General features: G+C 63.9%; 25 protein-coding genes. 12 read left to right on the top strand and 13 right to left on the bottom strand.

The window, feature by feature from the left end; genetic code table 11:
- Positions 1 to 50: 50 nt before the first annotated feature.
- From CDV46_RS17245 to CDV46_RS17235, 3 genes are all read right to left on the bottom strand, one after another.
- On the bottom strand, positions 51 to 1,166 hold the full coding sequence (locus CDV46_RS17245) for a M14 family metallopeptidase (protein WP_087723852.1): 1,116 nt from the start codon (positions 1,164 to 1,166) through the stop codon (positions 51 to 53).
- Positions 1,163 to 2,023, bottom strand: coding sequence for a VOC family protein (locus CDV46_RS17240; protein WP_058377261.1), 861 nt, complete (start codon positions 2,021 to 2,023; stop codon positions 1,163 to 1,165). Before CDV46_RS17240 ends, CDV46_RS17245 begins: the two co-directional genes overlap by 4 nt.
- Before the next feature lie 188 nt (positions 2,024 to 2,211).
- Positions 2,212 to 3,159, bottom strand: a complete 948-nt coding sequence (locus CDV46_RS17235) for a LysR family transcriptional regulator (RefSeq protein ID WP_176399100.1) — start codon at positions 3,157 to 3,159, stop codon at positions 2,212 to 2,214.
- Between the two features lie 125 nt (positions 3,160 to 3,284).
- Between CDV46_RS17235 and CDV46_RS17230 the strand changes: the two genes are divergently transcribed.
- Positions 3,285 to 3,728, top strand: coding sequence for a cupin domain-containing protein (locus CDV46_RS17230; protein ID WP_087723847.1), 444 nt, complete (start codon positions 3,285 to 3,287; stop codon positions 3,726 to 3,728).
- A 13-nt stretch (positions 3,729 to 3,741) separates the two neighbouring features.
- Here CDV46_RS17230 and CDV46_RS17225 read toward each other — a convergent pair whose 3' ends face one another.
- Positions 3,742 to 4,545 carry an aldolase gene (locus tag CDV46_RS17225; protein WP_087723844.1) on the bottom strand — a complete coding sequence of 268 codons (804 nt, stop codon included), beginning with the start codon at positions 4,543 to 4,545 and terminating at the stop codon, positions 3,742 to 3,744.
- Between the two features lie 40 nt (positions 4,546 to 4,585).
- Entirely contained in the window at positions 4,586 to 5,296 is a 711-nt protein-coding gene (locus CDV46_RS17220) for a haloacid dehalogenase type II (RefSeq protein ID WP_087723842.1), read from the bottom strand.
- Between the two features lie 119 nt (positions 5,297 to 5,415).
- On the opposite strand from CDV46_RS17220, the gene CDV46_RS17215 reads away from it, so the two are divergent.
- Positions 5,416 to 6,264, top strand: coding sequence for a LysR family transcriptional regulator (locus CDV46_RS17215; protein WP_087723840.1), 849 nt, complete (start codon positions 5,416 to 5,418; stop codon positions 6,262 to 6,264).
- A gap of 5 nt (positions 6,265 to 6,269) precedes the next feature.
- Here CDV46_RS17215 and CDV46_RS17210 read toward each other — a convergent pair whose 3' ends face one another.
- Positions 6,270 to 7,895, bottom strand: coding sequence for an MFS transporter (locus CDV46_RS17210; protein WP_087723837.1), 1,626 nt, complete (start codon positions 7,893 to 7,895; stop codon positions 6,270 to 6,272).
- Complete coding sequence (locus CDV46_RS17205) at positions 7,873 to 8,427, bottom strand: GlcG/HbpS family heme-binding protein (RefSeq protein WP_087724163.1); 555 nt, start codon at positions 8,425 to 8,427, stop codon at positions 7,873 to 7,875. The genes CDV46_RS17210 and CDV46_RS17205 overlap by 23 nt, the downstream gene beginning before the upstream one ends.
- 220 nt (positions 8,428 to 8,647) lie before the next feature.
- Here CDV46_RS17205 and CDV46_RS17200 point away from each other — a divergent pair, with 220 nt between their 5' ends.
- Together CDV46_RS17200 and CDV46_RS17195 are read left to right on the top strand one after the other, a co-directional pair.
- Entirely contained in the window at positions 8,648 to 9,556 is a 909-nt protein-coding gene (locus CDV46_RS17200) for a LysR substrate-binding domain-containing protein (protein WP_087723834.1), read from the top strand.
- A 74-nt stretch (positions 9,557 to 9,630) separates the two neighbouring features.
- Positions 9,631 to 10,092, top strand: coding sequence for a GNAT family N-acetyltransferase (locus CDV46_RS17195; RefSeq protein ID WP_087689660.1), 462 nt, complete (start codon positions 9,631 to 9,633; stop codon positions 10,090 to 10,092).
- Positions 10,093 to 10,101: 9 nt separating this feature from the next.
- Here the strand turns inward: CDV46_RS17195 and CDV46_RS17190 are convergent, their stop codons facing one another.
- Positions 10,102 to 10,974, bottom strand: a complete 873-nt coding sequence (locus CDV46_RS17190; RefSeq protein WP_087689658.1) for a LysR family transcriptional regulator — start codon at positions 10,972 to 10,974, stop codon at positions 10,102 to 10,104.
- A 167-nt stretch (positions 10,975 to 11,141) separates the two neighbouring features.
- On the opposite strand from CDV46_RS17190, the gene CDV46_RS17185 reads away from it, so the two are divergent.
- The 7 genes from CDV46_RS17185 (at position 11,142) to CDV46_RS17155 (ending at position 16,975) form a co-directional block, all read left to right on the top strand.
- Positions 11,142 to 11,993, top strand: a complete 852-nt coding sequence (locus tag CDV46_RS17185) for a transporter substrate-binding domain-containing protein (protein WP_087723824.1) — start codon at positions 11,142 to 11,144, stop codon at positions 11,991 to 11,993.
- Positions 11,994 to 12,004: 11 nt separating this feature from the next.
- Positions 12,005 to 12,685 (top strand): amino acid ABC transporter permease, encoded by a 681-nt coding sequence (locus CDV46_RS17180; protein WP_087689655.1) that lies wholly within the window; start codon positions 12,005 to 12,007, stop codon positions 12,683 to 12,685.
- Positions 12,675 to 13,337 (top strand): amino acid ABC transporter permease, encoded by a 663-nt coding sequence (locus CDV46_RS17175; protein ID WP_087723821.1) that lies wholly within the window; start codon positions 12,675 to 12,677, stop codon positions 13,335 to 13,337. The genes CDV46_RS17180 and CDV46_RS17175 overlap by 11 nt, the downstream gene beginning before the upstream one ends.
- Before the next feature lie 44 nt (positions 13,338 to 13,381).
- The gene (locus CDV46_RS17170) at positions 13,382 to 14,365 is read left to right on the top strand and encodes an agmatinase (RefSeq protein WP_087723820.1); all 984 of its coding nucleotides are present in this window, start codon (positions 13,382 to 13,384) and stop codon (positions 14,363 to 14,365) included.
- Positions 14,362 to 15,120 (top strand): amino acid ABC transporter ATP-binding protein, encoded by a 759-nt coding sequence (locus CDV46_RS17165; RefSeq protein WP_087689649.1) that lies wholly within the window; start codon positions 14,362 to 14,364, stop codon positions 15,118 to 15,120. Before CDV46_RS17170 ends, CDV46_RS17165 begins: the two co-directional genes overlap by 4 nt.
- Positions 15,121 to 15,126: 6 nt before the next feature.
- Complete coding sequence (locus CDV46_RS17160) at positions 15,127 to 15,540, top strand: RidA family protein (RefSeq protein WP_087689647.1); 414 nt, start codon at positions 15,127 to 15,129, stop codon at positions 15,538 to 15,540.
- 280 nt (positions 15,541 to 15,820) lie between these two features.
- Entirely contained in the window at positions 15,821 to 16,975 is a 1,155-nt protein-coding gene (locus tag CDV46_RS17155; RefSeq protein WP_087723817.1) for a hypothetical protein, read from the top strand.
- Between the two features lie 4 nt (positions 16,976 to 16,979).
- On the opposite strand, the gene CDV46_RS17150 is transcribed toward CDV46_RS17155, so the two are convergent.
- From CDV46_RS17150 to CDV46_RS17140, 3 genes are read right to left on the bottom strand one after another with little or no spacing between them, the layout of a single operon-like run.
- Positions 16,980 to 17,321: an AtuA-related protein gene (locus CDV46_RS17150; RefSeq protein WP_087723815.1), complete on the bottom strand. Its 342-nt coding sequence runs from the start codon at positions 17,319 to 17,321 to the stop codon at positions 16,980 to 16,982.
- 1 nt (position 17,322) lies between these two features.
- On the bottom strand, positions 17,323 to 18,681 hold the full coding sequence (locus tag CDV46_RS17145) for an acyclic terpene utilization AtuA family protein (protein WP_087723813.1): 1,359 nt from the start codon (positions 18,679 to 18,681) through the stop codon (positions 17,323 to 17,325).
- Between the two features lie 25 nt (positions 18,682 to 18,706).
- A complete protein-coding gene (locus CDV46_RS17140; protein ID WP_087689639.1) occupies positions 18,707 to 20,011 on the bottom strand; it encodes a CitMHS family transporter in 1,305 nt (434 codons plus the stop codon).
- A gap of 100 nt (positions 20,012 to 20,111) precedes the next feature.
- Here CDV46_RS17140 and CDV46_RS17135 point away from each other — a divergent pair, with 100 nt between their 5' ends.
- A complete protein-coding gene (locus CDV46_RS17135) occupies positions 20,112 to 21,005 on the top strand; it encodes a LysR family transcriptional regulator (protein WP_087723811.1) in 894 nt (297 codons plus the stop codon).
- Between the two features lie 27 nt (positions 21,006 to 21,032).
- Here CDV46_RS17135 and CDV46_RS17130 read toward each other — a convergent pair whose 3' ends face one another.
- Both CDV46_RS17130 and CDV46_RS17125 read right to left on the bottom strand, forming a co-directional pair.
- The gene (locus CDV46_RS17130; protein WP_087723808.1) at positions 21,033 to 21,623 is read right to left on the bottom strand and encodes a hypothetical protein; all 591 of its coding nucleotides are present in this window, start codon (positions 21,621 to 21,623) and stop codon (positions 21,033 to 21,035) included.
- A gap of 259 nt (positions 21,624 to 21,882) precedes the next feature.
- Entirely contained in the window at positions 21,883 to 24,213 is a 2,331-nt protein-coding gene (locus tag CDV46_RS17125; protein WP_087724161.1) for a mechanosensitive ion channel family protein, read from the bottom strand.
- Positions 24,214 to 24,232 lie beyond the last annotated feature (19 nt).

The following is a 24,232-nucleotide window of genomic DNA, read 5'->3' as shown; positions in this document are numbered from 1 at the left end:
CGGGGCACCGAGTCGGGGTTGGCTGGGTTCGTATCAGGAAGGTCAGACGCTCATGGGGCTTCAGGCGCGCTCGCCAGTCCGTGAATGGCCTGCGCCGTGATTTGCAGGCCATGCGTGAGCACGCTGTTGCGCCACACCGACGACACCGGCACGAACGCGTCGAGCACGTCCGCGCGCAATTGACGGTCGCGCAAGGCGTCGGGCTTGGCCGGTGCACGCGAGCGCAGCCATTGATCGAGCCGGTTGGCGACGCTGGCGTTCGAACCACGCGTGCCAAATTCGACTACGGCCCCGATGACCGGGCGGCCTTTGGCAAATTGCTCCACGCCACGGAACACGAGTCCCTGATAGTCGGGGCGGCGCAGGCCGTGCGGCCGTTGATCGAGCACACGTTCGGCACCCCACCAGCGGGCGGCTTCGCGTTGCTCGGCACTGTCTTCGCCGTTGAAGCAAAGGAAGAACGGCTCGCCGTACTCGCCAATACCCGTGTGCCAGTCGATCAGGCCGATGCGCTGCGCCTGCGACAGGTCGCGCTCGATAATCGTCTGGAGCGTGACATTCGACCATTCGCGCGATTGGCCGCCATAAATCAGGCCGTCCGGGTGCGTGTACTGGCCGCTTGCCAGCGTGTTGAACAGGGCGTCGGCACCCTGCTCGGCACGAAACGCATCGATGGTGCGTGCGCTTTGCGCCAGGCCGTCAGTCGTCCATTCCAGCGGAATCAGATGCTCGTGCAGCGTCGCGTAAGCGGCGTTCTGCGGATACGGCTTGGCATGGTCGACGAAGTTGCGATTCAGATCGACGTTGTGCTCGGTCGTCCGCGTGGCATGGGCAAAGCCGTAGGGATTGAGCGCATGTACAAACGTCACGGCGACATCGGTGGGCAGCGAGTGGGCGGCGTGCGTGAGCCATGCCGTTTGCACGGCAGACCCTGCGCCGCCTTCGAGCCCATGCGTGCCGCTGATCGCGAGCAGTTGATGCGGTGCGCGAGCCGGGCCGAGCCGGGCGACGTCAATGCTCAGCTCACTGCCGTCGGGCGCTTTCGCGTCCGGGTGAACGTAAGTGCTGAGGTCGGCACCGGCGTGATCGGCCGCCGTGCGAAAGCGCTGACGCGCGTCCGCATAGTCCACGCCGAACGCCTGCCACCAAGTGGGTTGCTGGCTCATGCCAGATCTCCCTCGATGAATTGCAGTGCGACGTGGAAGCCATCGGCGGCGGCCACCAGCACGCTGCCGTCGGCCAGTGTTGTCGACGGCACGCGGTTTTCCTTGAGCGTAGCGAGTACTTGGGCGAGCGAGCGCGTGCGCAGAATCAGTGCGACGTTGCGCTCGCTGCCGTCTTGCGTTGTCTCGACCTTGCCGAAGCGGCGCTCGGCTTCAGCGGGCGTGACGAATTGCACGCGTGCGCGGCCGGCTTGCAGCGCGTAGCCGTCGTGACCCGAGGCCGTGAGCACGCCCGGGCCGAAGACGCGGTCGTAGAGGGCAGCGGTCACGGCAGGGTTCGGCGACGCGATGACGAAGCCGACGATATCGGTCACGCCATTCGGGTGTTCGCGCCACTCATCGCGCCACACGTGTTCGGGCGTGAAGTGGTGGCAGAAGAACGTGCGGCCGTTGCGCACGAGTTCGGTCGACAGGCGCACGGTGCGGAAGCGGGCATCTTGCGTGGTGCCGTCGGGCAGGCGCACCGGGCGGAAGAATTCGGCGGGCGTTTCCACGGCGACGCCGCGCGCTTCCAGTCCGGCATGCAGCGCGTGCGAGTCCTGCGTCTTGAAGACGAGTCCGGTGAGGCCGAGCGGGGCCTGCGTCACGTCGGGGCGGGCGGTCGACTTGCCGGCCTCGTAGCCGAGCAGTTCGAGATAGTTCTCGCCGAAGATGGCCAGATGGTTGCTCGTGCCCAGCGAATGGTGACCGCGCTCGGTCAGGGCGAAGCCCAGACGGCGGTAGGTGTCGACGGAGGCTTCGAGTTCGCCTTTGACGTTGATGACAACGTGATCGAGGACCGGGGCAGGGATCTGGCTCATGCGCGGCCCCCGTTGCTGTGGCGTTGGCGGCGCTGGATCAGCGGGGATGAAATGAACGAAACGAGGGTGGCGGCAAAGGCAACGCCTTGATCAATACGACTGGACACGACAGCTCCCGGCAGAAATAGGACGACGCGTCCATTCTAGGAGGAAGTGTCCGCCGGGCAAACTGACCGTTTTTGCTTTGCTTAGCGACGCGGGCGGGATCGTGAGGCGCTCACGACGCCGGGAGTCTCGGCAGGGGCTTCATGGGCGCCATGAGCTTCAAGGGTGTTCACGAGATGGTCGGAGAACGCCTTGACGCGGGGGCTCAGTTCGCGCCGTGAAGGGTACACGAGATAGAGGCCCGCTTGCGAGGACGTTGGCGAGGACTGGCCCGCCGGTGTGGCGAGCGCCCAACGCACGAGTTCGCCGCGCGCAACTTCGGGCTCGCAGGCGTGTTCGGGCAGGACGGCGACGCCGGCCCCCTTGATGGCCAACTGCTTGAGCAAAGCGAAGCTGTTGGTCGCCACCACCGGATGAGCGGGCGCATTCAGCGCAGCGGAGCGGGGCAGCGCGGCGGGGGCGGCGCGGCTTCTGAATGCCAGTTGAGGCGCGTCGGGCGTCTCAGCCTTTCCATAGGCCGGATTGACGAATCTCCCGAAGCTGAAGGAGGCAATGCGCCGCGCGATGACGTGATCGCCGCCCGGGTTGCCGCCGCGAATCGCCATATCGAGGTTGTCGTCCACAAAATCGCTCACGCTGTCGTCGACGAGGATGTCGAAGCGAATCTGGGGATGCGCGGCCCGAAACGAGACGACGGCTTCGCTCAACGTATCGAACGGAAAGTCGAATGGCACGCTCATGCGGATCGACCCGGCGAGCGCGGTCACACCCGACACACTCGCGACACCCTGATCTTCGGCCTCGCGCAGCGCTGCAATCGCCGGGGCGACACGGTCGTAGTAAGCGCGCCCGTCGTCGGTCAACGCGATACGCCGTGTCGTACGGCGCAACAGCACCGCACCGAGATGCGCTTCGAGGGCCGCCACACGGGCGCTGACCGTTGAGCGGGGAATATCCAGCAGACGCGCCGCGTCCGAGAAGGCGCCGCACTCTACGACGGTCACGAAGGCGAGGGTGGCGTTGAGATCCATTGTCCATTCCATTGGCAAGTCTTGCCAATTTTAGACGGCTTATCGTGCAGATGGCGAATCGGCAGAATGCAGGTGAATCTCACCGTGCGTGAGCTTAACGTTCCGCAAAAGGAGCCAGACGTTTCATGCAATCCGAATTCAATCCGCATGCCGACACCGTGTCTTTCGCCAACATGGAGGTCCGCCTGATCGAAGGCGTGAGGACGCCTCGCCACGGCAGCGCACGCGATCTCACCATCATGGACATGACGGTCAACCCGAACGGCGGTGCGCCGATGCATCGTTCGCTCGATGAGGAAAAGACGTTCGTTCTCACGCAGGGGCGCTTGCGATTCACGGTGGGCGAGACGACGCAAGACGTCGCCGCTGGCGACACCGTCAACGTCGCGAAGGGCGACGTGCACGGCTTCACGAACGACGCCGACACGCCCGCCCGCATGCTGCTGGTGTCGACGCCCGCGCGTCACGACGCGTTCTTCCGCGCCATGGCGGCGCTGCCGGTGCCGCACGAGCCCGAGGCGGTGCGTAGGGTATGCGAGACCTACCGGCAGGTGATTCTGGGGTTGTAATCCCTCCCCCGAATTACTGGTCGAACGGCACGCCCGCTGCGCGCAGCCGCCGCATGGCGCTATCCAGATGGGCCCGCGCACTGTGCGGGTCGCCTGCGCGCATCTCGGCGGCGGTACGGCGTGCAATGGCTTCGGGCACCGGGCGAAGTTCGCGCCCGGTACTCATGGCCTTGCATTGCACTTCGCAGGCACGCTCGAGGTAGTAGAGGTCGTCCCACGCTTCTGCGATGTTCGGCCCCGCGACCATCACGCCGTGATGTTTCATGAAGACGATATCCGCGTCGCCCATTGCTGCGGCGATGCGGTCGCCTTCCTCATTGCCCAGCGCGAGCCCGTTGTAGTCGGTGTCGAGTGCTACACGGCCGTAGAACTTCAGCGCCGTTTGCCCTGCCCACACGAGCGGCTCGCCTTCGCTCATTGCGAGTGCGGTAGCCCACGGCATGTGCGTGTGGAAGGCGACGCGTACGCGCGGGTTGGCACGATGCAGCCGCGCATGGATGTAGAACGCCGTGGCCTCGGGCACACCGTCGCCTGCGACGACACTGCCGTCAAGATCGCAGACCAGCAGACTCGACGCCGTGACTTCCTCGAACGCGAGCCCGAACGGGTTCACGAGAAAATACCGGTCGCTGCCAGGCAGCATGGCCGAGAAGTGATTACAGATGCCTTCTTCAAAACCATGCATGGCCGCCAGCCGAAAGCACGCCGCGAGTTCTTCGCGGGCGGTGCGTACGGCGGGGGCGTCGAGATCAATGTCTGTCGTACGGCCGTGCGGGGATGTTGTCGCACCGTTGTTCAGGGTCAGCGTGTGTGCCATGTCGTCGTCTCCATGAGCGAAGGGGCTGGCGTCGCGCGCGTTACCAGCCGCATCCGTCGAATAATGGCACCACGGCGTCGAGCGTGGGAAGTGTGGCGTCGGGCGTGTAATCGGGCAGGCGCTGACGGCCCGTGCCGCGATCGATCCAGACGCAGCGGAAGCCGATGTCGCGTGCCGCCGCATGATCGAGATGCGGGCTGGCACAGATATGCACCACATCCTCCTTCGTCACGCCGAGCTGCGCATGCGCGTGGTCGAACAGGCGCCGGTCCGGTTTGTACGCCCCGGCCTGCTGCGCGGTGATCACGCGATCAATATGGCCGCCGAGCTGCGCTACGTTGCCCGCGATGATGTCGTCATCCGTGTTGGAGACGATGCACAACCGGTAGCCGCGCGCCTTGAGTGCGGCCAGCGTGGCGACGACTTCGGGGAACGGCGGCATCGCCGAAATATTGCCGGTCAGCACTTCGATGTCTTGCGGCGAGGCTTGCAGCCCGAGGTCTTGCAGGGCGAGCCGCAAGCCTTCACCGGCCACGTCGCGAAAGCGCTGGAACGGCGGCGTTTGCTCAAGCCGGTGCTCGTGATGATCGAACCGCGCGAGCAGGTCGCGCGTGGCGATCCGGTGATCCGGCTTGCTCGCGAGAATGCGCTCGACGGCATTGCGCAAGCCTTCATCCCATTGGATCAAGGTGCCGTAGCAGTCGAAGGTGAGCCATTGCGGCCGGGAGCTTTGCTTGAGCGAGAGGGACATGGCGGGTGGCGCGGGACGCGCGTTATCGATGGGAACACCGCCAGCGTATGGCGACTGCATCATATTTTGAAATTAAATTAAAATGCATCACTTATCGATAATGTAAATATGGTGCCGCCATGCTCGATCTTGGCTTGCTCAGAACACTCGTCGCCGTTGTGGACGAGGGCAGCTTCACGCGCGCGGCCGAGCGGGTGCACCGCACGCAGTCGACCGTGAGTCAGCAGATCCGCCGTCTCGAAGACGATTTGGGTCGGCAACTGCTGATGCGTGATCGCTCCGGTGTGCTGGTCACGCCCACGCCGCATGGCGAGTTGCTGGCGCAATATGCGCGCAAGTTGCTGGCGATCTCGACCGAGGCGCTCGATGCCATGGAGAGCGATAACCGCGTGACGACGGTACGTGTGGGCATGCCTGAAGACTTCGACGCGCGACGCATGGCCGACATCCTGTCGCAGTTTGTGCGGGCGCAGCCGGATATCCGGCTCGAAGTGCTGGCGGGGATGAGTACGGATCTGCGTCAGCGGCTGGCGTCGGGTGATCTTGAACTGGCGCTTGTGAAACGCGAGCCCGGACAAGGGGAGTGTCTTGCCGCGTGGCCCGAACGATTGGTCTGGGCGATAGCGGCCGATGCGGGGACGCAGGCCTTTGCCGATGCCCCGGTGCCGCTCGCGCTGTTTCCACAGGGATGCATCTATCGGCAGCGCGCCATTCGCAGTCTGGATGCGCAGCACCGGCCGTGGCGCATTGCGTTCGGCAGTCACAGCCTGACGGGGATTCAGGCGGCGGTGTCGTCAGGACTCGGCGTATCGGTGCTGCCCGAGAGTGCGCTGCTCGACGATCACACGGTATGCGACACGCTGCCCCCGCCACCGCCGTCGGAAATCGCGTTGATCGACGGTGGCGGTCCGGCATCGGCGTCGCAACGCGTGCTGGCCGATTTTCTACGTCATACGGTGATGGCGTAACGCGATCACGCTGCCTCCGACGCCGACTCGCCCCGGCGCTCGCGCGCGTCGGCGGGGCCCATGCTCATTTGCACGGCCAGCGCACACAGGAACGCAAAGATGCCAGCGGCAAGAAATGCGCCGCTGAAGCCGCTGCTGTACGCCACCCGACCGGCATCAAGCAACGCGGTGTTGAGTGCGGCGGGATACAAATGCAGTGCCTGCGCAAAGTCGCCTGCCGAAATAGCATCGGCGAAATCGAGCCGGGTGGCGACGTCGTGAGCAGCAGCGAGCGGCGCTGCACTCAGCACTTGCGGCAAATGCGCCGCGACGCTGCGATGCACGCCCGCCGTGAGGACGGCGCCCAGCGCGGTATAGCCGAGCAAGATCCCGGAGAAGCGGAACGTTGTGCTGATGCCCGAGGCCATGCCCGCGCGCTCGCGCGCAATCGTGCCCATGATGGCCTTCTGCGTTTCACCGTTGAGCAAACCGCCGCCGCTGCCGAGTACGAACATCGCGAGCATCAGCGATAACGTCGAATGGGCCAGACCCTGCGACGACACATACGACATCGCCAGATTGCCCACGCCGGTGAGTCCCAACCCGATCACGAGAATCCGGTACGACGGCAGCCATGCCGCCAGACGCTTTCCCACTTGCGGCAGCAGCAACATCGCCACGGCGAACGGCAGCATCGCAATACCGGCACCCAGCACCGACTCGCCCCGAGCGTTCTGGAGAAACTGCGGCAACAACGAGGCCATCACTTGCGCACACGCGGCGTAAGAGAACATGGCGAGCGTGGCACCGGCGAAAGGCCACGAGCGGAACAGCGACAGGTCGAGCATCGGATGCTCACGTGCGCGCTCCACCATCGCGAAGACGATGAACAACGCACCGCCCGCCGCAATGCGCAGCAGAATGCCCGGGCTGGTCCATCCCTGCGCGGGGCCGATGATGAACGCCCATGTCACGCAGAACATCGCCGAGGCAAACAACGCGATGCCGGGCACGTCGACAGGGCGCTGCACCTGCGCTTTCGATTCAGGCACGATGCGCACGACGGCAAACGCCAGCGCTGCACAAATCGGCGCGTTGACGTGAAACGCCCAGCGCCAGCCCAACGTGTCGCCAATGATGCCGCCGATGAGCGGCGAGAGCACCATCGTCAGACCCATCACCGCGCCCCACAAGCCCCATGCGCGGGCACGGGCTTCTTTCTCATGAAACCCATGACCGATGATGGCGAGCGCGGGCGCGAGCAGGAAGGCCGCCCCGACGCCCTGCGCGGCACGAGAAAAATAGAGCCATTGCGCGGTCGGCGCGAGACCGCACGCGAGCGAGGCCAACGCGAAACCGGCGATGCCGCACAAAAACACCCGCCGGCGGCCAAAGCGGTCGGCAATCGACCCGGCGGGCAGCAACAACGCGGCGAAGCACAGCACATAGGCACCGATGACCCACTGCACGTCGGCGAAGCTCGCATGCAACTGTGCGGAGATCGTGGGCAGCACCACGCCGACGACGTTGGTGTCGAGCACCGTCATCGCGCAGCCGGTCGAGGCCGTCAGCAACAGCGCGAGACTGCCCGTCGCCGAGCCTTCCGGCGACGTGGCGGCGCTGCCTGAATTAGCGGACTTGGGCGTTGCCATGGTTGCTATCCGGTTGTGTCAGGCCGTCGACACCGGCCTTGGCGATTTCTTCGTCGTGCTGCGGCGTGTCGGCCGACACGCCAATGGCGCCCACGACCGTGCCGTTCACCACGAGCGGCAGACCGCCGCGCATCAGCACATAGCCGGGGGCTGTGCCTACGGCACGCCGGCTGCCGTTCAGCGCATCTTCGAGCACACCGCTCGGGCGGCGGAACAGGGCGGCGGTACGCGCCTTGCCCGGTGCGAGATCGACGCCCGCCGGGACGGATGCGTTGTCCATGCGCACGAGCGCGATGGGCAGGCCGCCGGCATCGACGACCGAGATGACGCACGGCCAGCCTTCGGCTGCGGCTTTGGTTTGCGCGGCGCGAATGACGTTCTGGGCTGCGTCGAGCGTGAGCACCGGGCGCGTGGGCAGTTCGGCGGCACGCGCGACGAGGGGGGCTGCGCCCGCGCACAAGGCGATCGACACGGCAATGGCTTGTGCTGCACGACGGGTCTTAGTGGTATTGAGCGTGTTGAAACGGGACATCGACATCATCATGAAACTCCCTGCAAAGGTGACAAAAGCATGCGAACGCGCGACGTTAGTTGTGGGCGATTCGAATGTCGTCATTCGATCACGCGAGGGCGCGGGAGTCATTGCCGGGCGGCGGCGAAGTTATTAGGTTCAACCTAATGAAATGCACGGTGACGGGTGAACGGCGGGCGCGGTAGCATGGCGGGCAACCCTTGCCAACGATGAGGACTTCGTGGAACTTCGGCACTTTCGCTACTTCGTGACGCTTGCCCAGACGCTGCATTTCGGCCGCGCTGCACAGGCGCTGGACATTGCCGCACCCACGCTGACCGTGCAGATTCAGGACATCGAGCGCGATTTGGGCGTGCAGCTATTTGTGCGCAGTCGACGCGACGTGCGGCTGACGCCGGCCGGAGAGATGTTCTTGCTGGAAGCGCGACAGGTGCTTGCACAAGCCGAGCGGGCCGTACTCGCGGGGCAGCGGGCGGGCCGTGGCGAGACCGGGCGGGTGGAGATCGGCTATGCCGGCTCGGCCGTCTTCTCCGGCGTCTTGCAGTCGCAACTCGCGGCCTTCCGGCAGGCGTGGCCCGGTGTCATCGTCACCGCGCGTGAAGTCCCGCAGGGCGAGTTGCCGATGATGCTTGTCGAGAACCGTATCGACATTGCACTGCTGCGCATGCCGATGAATCTGCATACCCGCCACCGCGCGCATGTGCTGTTTCGCGACAGCTTTTGCGTGGCGTTGCCCGCCGGTCATGCACTGGCCGCGCCGCCCGGTGCCGTCGATGCCGATGCGTTGGAGAACGAGCGCTTCATCGTGCCCGAGCAACCGCTGGGCACCTACGAAGTGGCGCGACGGGGTGGCTTTACGCCCGTCGGCACGACGACCCCCGGCTCGCTGGTAGCGGTGCTCTCGCAAGTGGCGCTGGGCGAGGGCGTGGCGATCGTGCCGGACGTGCTGGTCGGTGCGACGGCGATTCCGGGCGTGGTCTTCAAGCCGTTGGCCGGACCGCCGATTCATTCTGAAATTTCTGCCGTTTTCCGCACCTTCGAGCCGTCGCTCGCGGTGTCGCGCCTGATTGCCCAAATCACCCGGACACCGGCTATTACGTCATACGCGCTGTTCGATCGGGCAGAGTGAGTGGCGATTGTCACATCGGGTCGGTATCGTCTCTGCTCTCGCTATTCGTGTTGCCGTTCACGTATTGATCCGTCATGCCTTCCGCGCCGCTCGTTCGTATTGCCACACCCGCCGATCGCGGTGCCCTTCAGACGCTCTATCGCCAATTGGTCGACGACGACAGGGTGAACGTCACGACGTCGCAAATCGAGGCGCTTGCACAAGACACGCGCACGCGGCTCTTCGTCGCTGACGTGGATGGCATGGTGCGCGGCACGGTGATCGTCACCGTCTGCCCGGACGCGATGTATGCCGATCAACCGTTTGCCGTCATCGAGAACATCGTGGTCGATACGCAGTGCCGTGGCAGTGGTGTCGGCCGTGCGCTGCTCTGTGAAGTCGAACGATTCTGTCTCGCGCAGCACTGCTCGAAGATGATGCTGCTCAGCTCCGTCGCCCGGGCCGAGGCGCACCGGTTCTTCGAGCGCTCAGGGTTTGCCGGTGATATCAAACGCGGGTTCGTGAAGTACCGCCGCCAATTCGCGCCGACGGTCTGACGCCTGCCGTCATTCGTCCGGATGAAAGCGGGCGAGCAGTTCCAGAAACAAGTCCAGCGCGCGTGTGTGCGGCCGTGAGGTTTCGGTGATGGCGCTGATCGTGTTCTCGTACTCCGGCCCCGAGGGCACCCGCACGAGCGCGTGCCGCTTCGAAAACAGTGACGCGTAATACTGCGGCAACAGCCCGACGTAATGCCCGGATAGCACCAGCATTGCGACGGCTTCCAGCCCCGACGCCGCCGGGCCGCGTGTGAGCCCCAGTGTGTTGAGTGCCTCGTGCACGAACGGCTGCGAGCGATAGACAAGCGGTAAGGTGCTCGCATCGCGCAAGCGATGGCGTGCCACGAATAGCTGATGGCGTTCGATAAAGAGCCGCTGGTAGTTGAAGCCGGCTTCGCGCCGGTACATCCCCCGAATGGCGATCTGCACCCGGCGCTCGCGCAAGGCGAGGTCGAGTTCGTTGAAGGTCATCACCGTGAGCTCGACCTTGACGTCCGGCGCCTGCGCCTTGAATTCGGCCAATGCCTCGGGGATATGGCACCCCACATCCGACACGATGTGCTCGACCATGCCAATCGACAACGTGCCCGACAGCACGCCACGCACCGCGTCGATCTCGGGGCGAATCCGCTCCAGCGACTTGAGCGCATCACGCGCCAGTTCCAGCGCCACCTTGCCCGCGTGGGTGAGCACGAACCCCGATGGGCCGCGCTCGCAAAGCCGCGCGCCCAGCGTCTCTTCCACGTCGCGGATGTGACGGCTGATCGACGCCTTCGACATATTCAACTGCTTTTCCGCCGCCGCGAAGCCGTTGGCCTGCGCCACGGCACAGAAGATGCGCAGGGAGCGCAAGTCCCGTTCGTTGAAGTCCCGTCCTGCCATGAATCGGTTCCTGGAAAGGTTACGTTTTTTGCAACCATACCAATAAAAAAATCATTTTTCATGATCTTTTTGCCCGCATACAGTGAATTGCAAGGCCCCTGACATGAGGTCGTCATGACCCGTACGGCCGGACAGATTCAACAACACCCCACAACGCGAGGCACGCTATGAAGACCTGGTCCAGAAGATCCTTTGTGAAGGCGACGCTTGCCTCGGGCGCGGTGTTCGCGCTGCCGACGCTGGCGTTTGCCGAGGGCGGCACGCTGGCCGACATCAAGAAGCGCGGCAAGCTCACCGTCGGCACGGAAGCGGCGTATGAGCCGTTCGAATATGTCGAAAACGGGCAGGTGGTCGGCTACGGTCACGACGTGCTCGAGTTGATGGCCGCCAAACTCGGCGTGAAGCTCGAACAGATGAATCTGCCGTTCCAAGGCTTGCTGCCGGGCCTGATGTCGCACAAGTTCGACTTCGTCGCGACGAGCGTGGGCATCACGCCCGAGCGCGCCAAGCGCTTTGCGTTCAGCCAGCCGGTGGGTGTCGTGCGCTCGGTGCTGATGGTGCGCGCCGACGACACGTCGATCAAACGCGACATGGACATCGGCGGCAAGACCGTGGGCACGCAGATGGGCTCATCGTCCCAGCCGGTCGCCGACGAGTTCGAGAAAGAACTGAAAGAAAAGACCGGCAAGGGCTACGCGGGGACCAAGCTGTTTCAGGCGTACCCGGATGTCTCGAATGCGCTGTCGAACAAGAACGTGGACGTCGCGCTGATGCCCTCGAACATCGCCGCCGTGCAGATGCGCAAGCAACCCAACGTGTTTCGCATCGCCGGTGAAATCGGTCAGCCCAAGTTGCTCGCATGGGTCGCCAACCCCAACGATCTCGAAATCCGCAAGTTCATCAACGACTCGCTCGACGAGTTCCGGGCGAGCGGCAAACTGGCCGTCTTGCAGAAGAAGTGGTTTGGCGCGCCGATGGAAACGCCGCGCGAAAACTATCTGCCTGCTGGCGCGATCTGACGGCCGCCGCCATGCTGGACTGGATCGATAAAAGCGGCGTCATCGCCCCGTTTCTCGAGGGTGTGGTCTCGGGCACGGCCGTGACCATCGGCGCGTCGGCGGTGGCGTTCGTGATCGGGATGGCGCTCGGCATCGTGCTGCTGATTGCGCGCATCGCGCCCTTCGCGCCCGTGCGCTCGTTCGTGGTGTTGTGGGTGAGTCTGATTCGTGGCACGCCAGCGCTGATTCACATGCTGATCGCGTACTACATGGTGCCGGCGATGCTCGATATCTCGATCTCGCCGATCACCGCAGGCATCGCCGCGCTGGCGTGCAACACGAGCGCCTACATCGTGGAGATTCTGCGCGGTGCGCTCGGCACGATCTCGCCGGGGCAGCGTGCCGCCGCGTATGCGCTGGGCATGCGCGCGCCGTACGTCTGGCGTCACGTGCTGCTGCCGCAGGTGATCTACCGGGCGATTCCGCCGCTCACGAGCGAGTTCACGATTCTGCTCAAGGCGTCGTCGCTGATGTCGATCATCGCCGTGCCCGAGCTGGCCACCGTGGCGCGCAACGCGACATTGCAAACCGATCTGCCGTTGCAAGTGTTCGCGGTCACCGCAGCGGTGTACTTCGTCATTCTGTTCTGCATCTCGGCAGCGTCGCGCATGTGCGAACGCCGGGTGTCGAGGATGCTGCCCCATGGTCATTGATTTCACCATCGTCAGAGACGCTGTCCCGGTCTTGCTGGAAGGGCTGCGCGTCAGCGCGCTGGTCAGCGTGATCGGCATTCCGATGGGCATTCTGATCGGCATCGTGGCCGCGTATGCCACGCAATCCCGCACGTTGCTCAAGCCCGTGGCGCTCGCCTACGTGGAACTGGTGCGCAACATTCCTTACCTGATTCTCGTCTACCTGTCGTTCTTCGGGCTGCCCAAGCTCGGCATCGGCGCATCGGCAATGACGGTCGCAGTGGGGTGCACGGCGTTCTACACCGGCGGTTATTTCTGCGAAATCCTGCGCGCCGCATTGCGCAGTGTGGCGCGTGGCCAGACCCATGCGGCGCTCTCTCTCGGCATGACGTACTGGCAGACGCAGCGCCACATCGTCGCGCCGCAGTTGTTCGGCTTTCTCGTGCCGCCGACGACCAGCCTCGTGATCATGATGTTCAAGGACTCGGCCATTTTCTCGGTGATGAGCCTGCCGGAGATGACCTACCAGAGCAATCTGCTCACCGCCAATACCTTTGCTTACGTCGAAGTGCTCGGCACCACGGCGTTGCTCTACTGGGTCAGCAGTGTGGTGCTGGCCAGCGTGGGGCGGCGTCTGGAGACCGTGATCGGACGACGCGCCCGCCACGTCTGACGGCACTGCGACCTCTCTCGAACGCCACCACCAAGGACAACACGATGACTACCTATACCGTTGCGCCGCGAATCGGCCACCCGACGTTGCTGTATTCGGAACTCGATCTCGACATCGACAACCTGAAGGCCGATATTGCCGTGCTCGGCATGCCGTACGGCGCGCCGTATGCAGCGTCGGACTTCAGCAACGACCAGACCAATGCGCCCTCCGCAATTCGTCAGGCGACGGATCGCGTGGCGCGCAAGCCCGATCACTACGACTTCGACATCGATGGCCCGTTGTTGCAGGGGCGCACCGACGTGCGGTTTGTCGATTGCGGCGACATCATTCCCGACCTGACGAAGCCGGGTGAGCACTATGCACGTGCCGAAGCGGCCGTTCGCAAGATCGCGGCGGGCGGTGCCATGCCCATCGTGCTCGGTGGCGACCACGGCATCACCACGCCGGTGCTGCGCGGGCTCGATCAGAAGGGGCCGATTACGCTCGTGCATATCGATGCGCATCTGGACTGGCGCGACGAAGTGAACGGCGTGCGTGAAGGGCTGTCGAGCCCGATTCGCCGTGCTTCGGAAATGGCGCACGTGGATCGCATCATTCAGATTGGCCTGCGCGCTCAGGGCAGCGGGCGCGAAGCCGAACTGGTGGCCGCACGCGCCTATGGTGCCGAGCTGGTCACGGCTTACGAGTTGCACGATATCGGGATGGATGCGGTGCTCGACCGGATTCCCGATGGCGGCAATTACTACCTGACGATCGATGCGGATGGACTGGACCCGTCGACGATGCCCGCCGTGGCAGGACCGGCACCGGGCGGTGTGACCTTCGTACAGGCGCGCAAGCTGATTCACGGGCTGGTGCGCAAGGGGCGCGTCGTGGGCATGGACATCGTGGAGATTCAGCCCGAGAAGGACGACGCGAATCTGATCTCGTGCGTGACGGCCGGCCGGTTGATTCTCAACCTGATCGGCGCTTCGATTCGTGCCGGGTATTTTGACAAGCCCGCCGACAAGCAGGCCGGCAAATGAACCCGCAAGCGAGTTCGGCCGAGCCGGTCATCGATATCCGGGGCATCGACAAGTGGTACGGCACGCACCACGTGTTGAAGGCGTGTTCGACGCAAGTGAACAAGGGCGAGATTGTCGTGGTCTGCGGGCCGTCGGGCTCGGGCAAGTCGACGTTGATCAAGACCGTCAATGCGCTGGAACCGATTCAAAAGGGCGACATCGTGGTCGATGGCGTGTCGCTCATGGCGAAGACGACACGCCTGCCGAACCTGCGCAGCAAGGTCGGCATGGTGTTTCAGCACTTCGAGTTGTTCCCGCATCTGGACCTGACGCGCAACCTCACGCTGGCCCAGCAGATCGTGCTGGGACGCGACGCCGATACCGCGCGCACCAAAGCGCGCGCGTTACTCGATCGTGTGGGGCTGTCGGCGCACGCGCACAAGTATCCGGGCCAGTTGTCGGGCGGTCAGCAACAGCGCGTGGCGATTGCGCGCGCGTTGTCGATGGACCCCAAGGCGATGCTGTTCGATGAACCGACTTCGGCGCTCGACCCCGAAATGGTCAACGAAGTGCTCGACGTGATGGTGGAGCTCGCCCGCGACGGCATGACGATGATGGTGGTCACGCACGAGATGGGCTTCGCCCGGCGCGTGGCCCATCGCGTGGTCTTCATGGAAGACGGCGCCATCGTCGAAGACTGCCCGACCGGCGCGTTCTTTCAGGACACCGCCAACCCGGCCGTCAAACGCTTCCTTTCGAAAATTCTGACGCACTGAACGCTCATGACGCACACCCGAATCCGCAAATTCAACACCCGCGAAACGTATCCGGAGCAGAAGCTCGACAACGATCTCTGTCAGGCGGTAGTCGCGGGCAACACCATTTATCTGCGCGGCCAGATCGGTCAGGATCTGGACACACGCGAGTCCGTCGGCATTGGTGACGTCACGGCGCAGACCGAGAAGGCGATGGCCAACGTGGCAATGCTGCTCGAAGAATGCGGCAGCAAGCTTGAGGACATCTGCAAAGTCACCGTCTACATCATCGACCCGCGCTATCGCGAGGCCGTCTATCTGGTGATGGGGCGGTGGCTCAAAGGCGTATTCCCCGTGTCGACCGGCATCGTGGTGCAGGCGCTGGCGCGCCCGGAATGGCTGGTCGAGATCGATGTGACGGCGGTGAAGCCGGGCGCATAAGCCTGTGGGCGGCGCGGTGGAGCAAACCATTCAAACAGTGGTTTGCCTCGCTGGTTTATCGGTAAGCCGGGGTATTGTCGCGGGGAGCCGGCTCTGGCGCGATGCACCGGGTGCGGGCAGATAACCACGAGGACACCGTCGAATGAAAAGGGCAACCGAGTCCGAGCGTGACGCACGCCATGGGATGGGACGGCCGGCCGACAGACCGGCGGGCGGTCGTGCCTCCTTTCAGTCTGATCTTCGCCCTGAGAGTCAATCCCAAGGCCGGATTCGGCAATTGATGGATCGCAGTGCGCGCGGTGAAGCTGGCCGGGCGTTGGCCAGTTTGATCGAGGGCAGCCCCCGTACGACCGCGCAGCGAAGCGTTGTCGGCGGTCCTCAGGCTGGCGCGGTGAGTCGTATGCCGGTGATTCAGCGCGTCATCAAGATTGGCGAGGACGAATTCACGAAGCCGGGGGGTAATACCACGAGGGAGTTGATCGAAGAGATCGACAGCGATGAGCGTTCCGAATTGTGGCGGCGCGGTTGGCGCTCACACATCAAGGACATGGCGGGCGAGGGCGGGGCGCCGTACGAATACGACGACCTCGATGAATTCATCACAACCCTCGCCAAGGAGTATGAAAAGGAAGATGACGACGGCGAGCTCTCGCGCCCTTCGTTTCCCAAGAAGGCCTATGAGCTTGCCAAGGGCACGGCGTCGGTACAAAGCGGCAAGGACAAAAGCGATATCAGTCTCAGCGATTTCGACCTCGCCATGCCGCATCGTATGCCGTTCTCCGACATTCGCTCCAGCGTGCTGCTGTTCGGGACCGGAAAGGAGACGGCATTGGATCTGGTCCGCTGGACGGACCGGCTCGTTGATGCGACCGAGCAGCGCAAGCGGCTCAATCTGAAAGGCGACGTCAAGGGCCTTTTGCCATCAGGTTACAAGCAGATGGTCGAAGAGCAAATCGAGGACTTCCGCGACGAACGGGATCGTGTCGTCAAGATATGGTCATCGTCCAAGTCGACGAAGGATGTCTCGTTGTTGCGCCCGTTCCTGTCAAAGGTGAACGCGTTGCACGGCAATATTCCGGATCTCGGCAGCCACTCGACCAACAATATACGCGTCAGTGACCGCCTTCATTCCCACTTTCTCGGCGGCGGTCCCATGACCCCGGGGACGAAGGCGGCCTACAGCATGTCACCACACCGCATCAGCAAGGGCATCGCCACGACGAGCGACGGCAGGTACATCGTAACCACCGACGATCATCGCGTTCCAGTGGGGCACGTGAAGACGCACCACGGGTTCTCTTCCACCAAGATACCGTCGAAAGACCTCCGCCCGCTGAAGCTGAACTTCGGCGACGATTCCGAGGACGATACCAGCGATACCTCCGACGACCAGCGAGATATCTCGGAAGATGACATGGACGAAGACGACTACTGAGGCCTCATGCCGGTGCTGCCGGTGCTGCCGGTACCGCTGGCACGTCCGGGATTTCAATATCCATCAGTGCCGAACTCAGCGACTTGCCGTGGGCGTCCAGCGCGAGTGAGCGCGTGACGCCTCCGCCCAGCGCGTTGCCCAACACGAAGTTGAAGGCGGCCAGACGGGGCAGCTCGTAGCGAACCACGTCGCCATGCACGACATCGCGCAGGAAGGCTTTCACGTAGGCAGGGGTGAGCGCGGCGCGCAAGTGCTCGTAGTGCTGCGCGTCGTAGCAGATGACGGAGACGTTCAGCGTATTGCCCTTGTCGCCGGTGCGCGAGTGCGCCAGTTCACGTAGTTTCATCTCAGGCCTCGACAAAGGAGAACGCCGGTGTCGCGTGTTCGCGCGGCAACAGCACCGATTGCACGGCGAGGACTTCGCGCGTCGACTTGGTCACGCCACCGCCCCCTGCCGGGCCATTCGTGTACAGCGTTTCCACTTCATTGCCGATGCGTACGGCCTGTTCTGCCGACGCCGTGCGTCCCGTCACGCGCACCCGCACTTCGTAGGGTTGCGCATGGTGTGAACCTGCTGTTTCGCCATGCAGGGCGTTCACGCCAATCAGGTCGAAGCGGAGTTCGCTCGTCTGCACGCCGGTCAACGTCAGTCGTTCACGAACGATATCGAGGGCGAGCCTCGCCCGTGCCACGGCACCGGGGCCGGCATACGAAATTTGGCCTTCGCCGATGAAACCATCGACATAGCCGACAGACACCTTCAGCGTTCCGGTGCGCGGCGTGCCTTGCCCGCCAGTGACTCGCACGCGGTCTGTGGCTTCTTCCCTCACGACGACTTCAGAGAAATCGGCAACGACGTCGGGTTGCAGATACCGGCGCGGATCGTGAATCTCGTACAGCAGTTGTTCCTTGCAAGTCGCGGGCGTCACATGGCCCCCCGATCCCGGCACCTTGGTGATGACCACGGAGCCGTCGGCCGACACCTCGCCAATCGGGAAACCGAGACGCGCCAGATTCGGCACGTCCTTGACGCCCGGATCGGCGAAGTAGCCGCCGGTCACTTGCCCAGCGCATTCCAGCAGATGGCCCACAACGGTCGCCTGACCCAGCGTGTGCCAGTCATCCATGCGCCAGCCGAACGCGTGAATCAGCGGGGCGGCAAAGAGCGACGGGTCGGCGACGCGGCCGGTCAGCACGATGTCGGCACCCGCGGCGAGCGCGTCGACGATACCCGCCGCGCCCAGATACGCGTTGGCCGACACGATGCGATCACGGTAGGCCGCGACGGGCTCACCGGACTCTTCAAAGTTCAGGTCGCTGCGCATGACCACGTCGAGCACGTCGTCGCCGGTGACGGCAGCGACCTTCACGTTATCGAGTCCGAGCGAGCGGGCGATTTGTGCCGTCTTTTGCGCAGCCGCCAACGGATTGGCTGCGCCCATGTTCGAGATGATCCGCACGCCGTTGCGCATTGCGGCGGGCAGCACTGCGCGCATGCGCGCTTCGAGCAGCGGGTCGTAACCTTGTTGCGGGTCCCGGCGCCGCGCCTGTTGCGCGATGGCAATCGTGCGTTCGGCGAGGCATTCGAAGACGAGATAGTCGAGGGCGCCATGTTCCGCGAGTTCGACGGCCGGTTCGATGCGGTCGCCGGAATATCCCGCGCCCGCGCCGATCCGGATGCGGCCAGTGTCTTGATGGGCTGTCATGCGAATAGCATCCGGTGATGACTGCTTAGATAGGGAAAACGCCGAGGACGACGGCCGCGATCGTCATGACGATCGACGCACCGAACAACAACGGGAACGTAAATTTCTGATGATCGGCGAGGTCGATGCCGCATAGGCCCACGACGAGGAAAGTGGCCGGCGTGAGCGGGCTGACCGGGAAACCGGTCGTCATCTGACCCAGCAAGGCGGCCTGACCGACGTGCACCGCCGGTACACCCAGTTGACCAGCCACTTCGGCAATCACCGGCAACACGCCGAAGTAGAACGAGTCGGGGTCGAACAGCATGCTCAGCGGCATCGACATCAGCCCGAGCGCCACTGGAATGTGTCCGGCCATCTCCGGCGGCACAAAGCCGACGGCGGCCTGCGCCATCGCCTTGAGCATGCCGCTGCCCTGCATCACACCGGTAAAGACGCCGGCAGCGAGCAACACGCCCGCCATCATCAGGGCGGCACGCGCATGGGCGTCGATGCGCTTGCGCTGCATGTCGACGTTCGGATAGTTCACCATCAGTGCGATACACAGGCCGACCATGAACATGATCGCCGGCGGAATCTTCTCGCCCATGACGACCATGGTGCCGAGCACGATCAGGGTGAGCACGATGTTGAACCAGAAGTTCTTGGGTCGGCGCAGTGCCTGTTCTTCCGGGGTGAGTTCGCGCTTGGGTACCGGCACCGAAGCACTGCCGCCAGTCAGACCCAGACGCTTCTCCTCGCGACGGCCCAGCCAGTACGCCATGCCGAACACGAACACCAGTCCGACCGCCTGCACGGGAATCAACGGATTGAACAGGCTCGACACGGGCAGATGCAGCGATGCCGACGCACGAATCATCGGCCCCGTCCAAGGCAGGAAGTTGATGCCTGCGGCCATCGACACGGCGGCGGCCAGCACGCGCCGGTCCATCCCGAGGCGATCGTAGAGCGGCAGCATCGCGGGGATGGTGACAAGGAAGCAGACCGCACCCGAACCGTCGAGGTGAATCAGCAGCGCCAGCAACGTCGTACCCACCACGATGCGGCTGGGGCGTGTACCCACGGCGCGCAGAATGCGGTCGATGATCGGGTCGAGCGTGCCCGCGTCGGTGATCGTGCCGAAATAAAGAATGGCGAAGACAAACATGCCCACGACCGGTGCCAGGCTCTTGAGCCCGTCGATCACGAACTTGCTGGTCTGAAAGCCGAACCCGCCGATGAGCGACGCGACGATCGGCACGATGATGAGTGCTACGAGCGGCGACATCCGCTTCGAGAGAATCGCGCCGAGCAGCACGACGATGGTCGCCAGCCCCAGTAATGGCAGCATGTGCTTGTCTCCAAATATTGTCTTTTAATGCGATGGAGCGTAAGTTCGGGGCTGTGATAAATCAATTGAAATGATTTGATTGCAGTCATTACAAACCATAATGGATCTGAACCTTCGGGACATTCGTGCTTTTATCGCGGTTGCACAGACCGGCAGCTTCACGCGGGCGGCCACACGGCTGCACTTGTCGCAACCGGCACTGACCGTGCAGATCCGTCGGCTGGAGGAGACGGTGGGTGTGCGGCTCTTCGATCGCAATAGTCGCAATGTGGCGCTCACGCCGACGGGACGCGATCTGTTGCCGCTATTGCAAAAGTCACTGCAAGACATGGAGCAGGTGCTGGTCGACGCGCGCTCGCTGGGCGATGGATCAACCGGTACGGTGCGCATCGCGTGCTTGCCCACGTTCGCGGCGAGCGTGTTGCCCGAGCTGATTCAGGAAGTGAAGGCCGTCGTGCCGCGCGCCGGGTTTCATGTGCGCGACGCGGTCGCCGGTGTGGTGAATACGCTGGTGCGTAATGAAGAAGTCGATATTGGCCTGACAGGCGGTGAGTTGAACGACCCCGCGTTTGAAGTGTTGCATGCGGGCGGCGATCGGCTGGTGGCCGTGTTGCCGCAACAGCATTCGCTGGCACGCCGCAGACGCATCACGTTGGCCGATCTTGCGGGCGAACCGCTTGTCCTGACATCGCAAGGCACGAGCGTGCGGGCGGTAGTCGACAGTGCTTTCGCCGACGCGGGTCACACGCCGGAGATTGCCTGCGAAGCGACTTACATGATGACGGCCGTCGCGATGGTGCGCGCCGGACTCGGTGTGACGATTCTGCCCGCGTCGGCACGTGAGGTGAGGGCCGAGCCTGAGTTGCGCGTGAAGACGATTGACGATCCCGCGTTCCTGCGTCCCATTGCTTTGATCAAGAAGCGTGGACGCACGCTGCCGCCAGTGGCGGATACCTTCGTCGCGATGATGATCGACCGGCTCTCGTCAAACTGAGCCGTGATGCTGACCGGTGCGACGCGTTCAGAAGCGTCGTCGCACGTAGATGGTGGCGCCGGTGTCGTGGGAGCGGAACAGGGCAACCCGTGCGCTCGCCGAGACGACCCAGTCGTCAGTGCGCACTTGCAAGCCGCGCTGGGGCGATGAGCCGAGCTTCGAGTCTTCGTTGTTCCACTGAACGATGGAGACTTGCGCAACCGATGACGGCAGCCCGCGAAGCGCGCTGGTCCCGGTGGATCCCGTCGCCTGCCCGGGAGGTTGTCCCGGCGATGCAGTGGCGTTCCCTGTGAGGTGGCGCACGTCGTAACCCGGCGGCACGACATACGCACTGTCGACAGTGTCGTCGATGCGCGCGACTGAGGGCGTGAAGGGGAAGAGTGCAGGACCCTCGTTCGAGGCAGTGGGCGCCGGTGGTTGTGGCGTCGTCTCGAAGCGGTGGAGGAAGTGGCGAGGCTCGGGAGCCAACGCAGCGGTCTCCGGCGGCATCGAGGCGATAGGGGCAATGTTTGCCACCATCATCCCTTCGGATGAGTCTGTGCCGGGTCCGCCAGCGAACGCGAATCCGCCGAGCGAAAAGAGCATTGCGCCGACAATCGTTTCGTTTAGGCACGTCATGGACATGCCTCCCCTGGAGCGGTTGAAACGTCACGTGAGGGCCCCTGCTTCCTGACTGATCGCCCTTGCGAGCGAGCGTCCGGATGTTTTGCTTCGTATCAGTGCTTATCTTGTGGACTGCACGTACAAATTGTAGTCAGCCAATCGCGCTTCGCCACCCCAATTTGTGCTGATGCGTCGGTGCTCGAACCGAACGCCGGGCCGGCAGGCCCGTGGTGCCTGCCTCCGGCGTGATGCGCGGGATTAGGAGTGCGGGAATTTACTGATGCGGCGCACCGTCCTCGAACGCCACCATGCTGCGCTGCGGGTTGGCGATACGGATGCCTTGCTCGCGGAAGCGCTCGGCAATGCGACGGTTGAATTCGCGTTGCACGCCCCAGCGCGTTGTGTCGGTGCACTGCATTTGTCCGCTGAGCGCGATGGCCGCGCCATCGACCTGATCGACACCCCAGTAGCTGAAGTCCGACTTGATGCCGTCGCGGTACGCGGGATCCTCTCGCAGTGCAGCACCAATTTCCTTGAGCGTGGCGACCGCACGGTCGATGTCTTCTCCGTAGGCAATGCTAACTTTCACCGCTGCGTTGCCCAGCCCGCGATTCGTATTGTTGACGGTGGTCACCGAACTGAACGGTACGGTGTACAGCGAACCGTCGCTCGCGCGCAACCGGACCGTGCGGATCGACAGGTATTCCACGGTGCCCGAGACGCCCGCGAGGGTGACCCAGTCGCCGACTTGCAATGCGTTCTCCATCAGCAGGAAGATGCCGGTGATGAAGTCCTGCACCAGCTTCTGCGAGCCGAAGCCGAGCGCGACGCCGAAGATGCTGGCACCGGCGAGCAGGGGGCCGATGTTCACACCGATTTCGCTCATGCCTGTGAGGATGACCACGAGCGCAATGCACGAGAAGAGCAACGCGCGCAGCATCGGCAACAACGTGCGCAGGCGGGCGGCGCGCATCACGTCGCCCTGGTGTGTCCATTGCTGAAGACGCCGCTCGATGGCGATGTTCGCGGCTTCCCACACGACGAGTGCGATGGCGGCGGCCACCGCGATGGTGATCAGGGCCGAGGCCAGACGATGGCCGATGGTGCTCGATTCAAAGGTCTGCCAGACCGGCACGCCCCACACCTGCAACAACAGCGCCACACTGATGATGCCGACGATGACCGAGATGACGCCCCGGACCAGCGGGTAATAACGGTAGGCGTGGCGGTGGACGAGCGTGCGGTCTTCGTCGCGCCGCTCGAACGCGCGGGAGAGTGCGCCGAACAGGACGATGGACAGCAGGCGCATGCCGATGATGACGGCAAGCGTGCGTCCGCCCAGCGTAATCAACACGCGATAGCCGTTGTGCACATCGAGCGCCCAGATGAACCAAAGCGCCATCACGACGAAGATCGATGCGGGTGCCCATGCGCTCGCCAGCGTGCCACCGACCATGGCGAGTGACGGATGCTTCGCGCAATAGGTTCGGATGCGTGTCGCGACGGGGCGCGCGCATTGAATGATGAGCACTGACACGAGCAGGTGGCCGATCAGGGCGACGGTCTTGAGCAACGCCACATGGCCCGCATCGCTGAGACCGAAGTTGGCGGCGATTTCCACCAAGGCCGTGCAGACACCGACAACCAACGCGATACGCATGATCCAGCGTTGGGCGAACGCGGCCCCGGTGTCGCCCATGTGCAGCAGCCGGAGTTGCGGCGCGTCGGGCTGGAAGAACAACCGGCTGACGAGCGTGATCAGCCGGCAGATCACATAGATATCGATGAGCGAACCGAGCGCTGCTTCCACCGGCGTACCGTCGACGACGAGCAACGACATCATCAGGCTGGCAACGCCCGCGAAGACGAGCAGGGGTAACAGGCGTAGCACCAGCGTGACGAACGCGCGCGGCATGCGCCCCAGCAGGTTCTTGTGTTGCTGCGCGTGGCCTTGGCCTCGTGACTCCGGGCTCTCGGTCGCAGATGATGTGTCCGATGGTGTCGCGGAATCGTGGCGTGCAGCGAGTTCGTTCAGCAAACGGCGTAACAGCCGCCTTGCGACCCATTCGATCGCGAACGCGGGCATCAGCACCGCGAGAATGATCAGCACCGCATGCAGCAGGTCGGCACGCGCGTCGGCATGACCCACGGTGTCGCGCCACCAGCCGTTGACGGAACCGACGTCGAGCAGCGAGTGCAGCGACTCACGCAAGCCGGCGCCGATTTGCGTCGCCCAGCGAGACCCTTGATGCACCAGCATCGACGCCAGTCCATTCGACTGCAAGGCGATTGGCGCAGCGGTGGCTGGTGCTGCCGCCGAAGACGATGCAGCGGCGGGGGCGCTCGCCACTGCGGGCGGTGCGCTCAAGGCGCCGACGGCGGCAATGGCCCGCAGCGTCGTTTCCACTCGCGCACGATCTTGCGGATTCTCCAGCACGGAGAGCGCCTGTTGGGCCTGTTGCGGGGTCAGCGCGGGTGCCGTGTTGGCCTGCGCTGCCGATGCTGGCTGGAGCGCCGCGGGCGCGCTTGCAGGTGTGACAGGCGTGGCCGCATGTGCAGCCGTGACGAAGAAAGTAAGCAGCCAGCCGAAAAAGACGTGTCGCATTGGTTTGACAGAACGGGGC

Origin of the sequence: Pandoraea sp. PE-S2T-3 (assembly GCF_002179965.1) — a bacterium.
Classification (GTDB): Bacteria; Pseudomonadota; Gammaproteobacteria; order Burkholderiales; family Burkholderiaceae; genus Pandoraea.
This window is presented reverse-complemented; position numbering and strand designations above follow the sequence as displayed.

Coding starts and splice junctions, on each gene's coding strand:
- CDV46_RS17125 (WP_087724161.1), bottom strand. CDS start 24,213: ATGCGACACGTCTTTTTCGGCTGGCTGCTTACTTTCTTCGTCACGGCT.
- CDV46_RS17185 (WP_087723824.1), top strand. CDS start 11,142: ATGAAGACCTGGTCCAGAAGATCCTTTGTGAAGGCGACGCTTGCCTCG.
- CDV46_RS17160 (WP_087689647.1), top strand. CDS start 15,127: ATGACGCACACCCGAATCCGCAAATTCAACACCCGCGAAACGTATCCG.
- CDV46_RS17130 (WP_087723808.1), bottom strand. CDS start 21,623: ATGACGTGCCTAAACGAAACGATTGTCGGCGCAATGCTCTTTTCGCTC.
- CDV46_RS17140 (WP_087689639.1), bottom strand. CDS start 20,011: ATGCTGCCATTACTGGGGCTGGCGACCATCGTCGTGCTGCTCGGCGCG.
- CDV46_RS17135 (WP_087723811.1), top strand. CDS start 20,112: ATGGATCTGAACCTTCGGGACATTCGTGCTTTTATCGCGGTTGCACAG.
- CDV46_RS17205 (WP_087724163.1), bottom strand. CDS start 8,427: ATGTCCCGTTTCAACACGCTCAATACCACTAAGACCCGTCGTGCAGCA.
- CDV46_RS17220 (WP_087723842.1), bottom strand. CDS start 5,296: ATGTCCCTCTCGCTCAAGCAAAGCTCCCGGCCGCAATGGCTCACCTTC.
- CDV46_RS17190 (WP_087689658.1), bottom strand. CDS start 10,974: ATGGCAGGACGGGACTTCAACGAACGGGACTTGCGCTCCCTGCGCATC.
- CDV46_RS17175 (WP_087723821.1), top strand. CDS start 12,675: ATGGTCATTGATTTCACCATCGTCAGAGACGCTGTCCCGGTCTTGCTG.
- CDV46_RS17195 (WP_087689660.1), top strand. CDS start 9,631: ATGCCTTCCGCGCCGCTCGTTCGTATTGCCACACCCGCCGATCGCGGT.
- CDV46_RS17225 (WP_087723844.1), bottom strand. CDS start 4,545: ATGGCACACACGCTGACCCTGAACAACGGTGCGACAACATCCCCGCAC.
- CDV46_RS17210 (WP_087723837.1), bottom strand. CDS start 7,895: ATGGCAACGCCCAAGTCCGCTAATTCAGGCAGCGCCGCCACGTCGCCG.
- CDV46_RS17180 (WP_087689655.1), top strand. CDS start 12,005: ATGCTGGACTGGATCGATAAAAGCGGCGTCATCGCCCCGTTTCTCGAG.
- CDV46_RS17245 (WP_087723852.1), bottom strand. CDS start 1,166: ATGAGCCAGCAACCCACTTGGTGGCAGGCGTTCGGCGTGGACTATGCG.
- CDV46_RS17230 (WP_087723847.1), top strand. CDS start 3,285: ATGCAATCCGAATTCAATCCGCATGCCGACACCGTGTCTTTCGCCAAC.
- CDV46_RS17235 (WP_176399100.1), bottom strand. CDS start 3,159: ATGGATCTCAACGCCACCCTCGCCTTCGTGACCGTCGTAGAGTGCGGC.
- CDV46_RS17215 (WP_087723840.1), top strand. CDS start 5,416: ATGCTCGATCTTGGCTTGCTCAGAACACTCGTCGCCGTTGTGGACGAG.
- CDV46_RS17170 (WP_087723820.1), top strand. CDS start 13,382: ATGACTACCTATACCGTTGCGCCGCGAATCGGCCACCCGACGTTGCTG.
- CDV46_RS17150 (WP_087723815.1), bottom strand. CDS start 17,321: ATGAAACTACGTGAACTGGCGCACTCGCGCACCGGCGACAAGGGCAAT.
- CDV46_RS17145 (WP_087723813.1), bottom strand. CDS start 18,681: ATGACAGCCCATCAAGACACTGGCCGCATCCGGATCGGCGCGGGCGCG.
- CDV46_RS17165 (WP_087689649.1), top strand. CDS start 14,362: ATGAACCCGCAAGCGAGTTCGGCCGAGCCGGTCATCGATATCCGGGGC.
- CDV46_RS17240 (WP_058377261.1), bottom strand. CDS start 2,023: ATGAGCCAGATCCCTGCCCCGGTCCTCGATCACGTTGTCATCAACGTC.
- CDV46_RS17155 (WP_087723817.1), top strand. CDS start 15,821: ATGGATCGCAGTGCGCGCGGTGAAGCTGGCCGGGCGTTGGCCAGTTTG.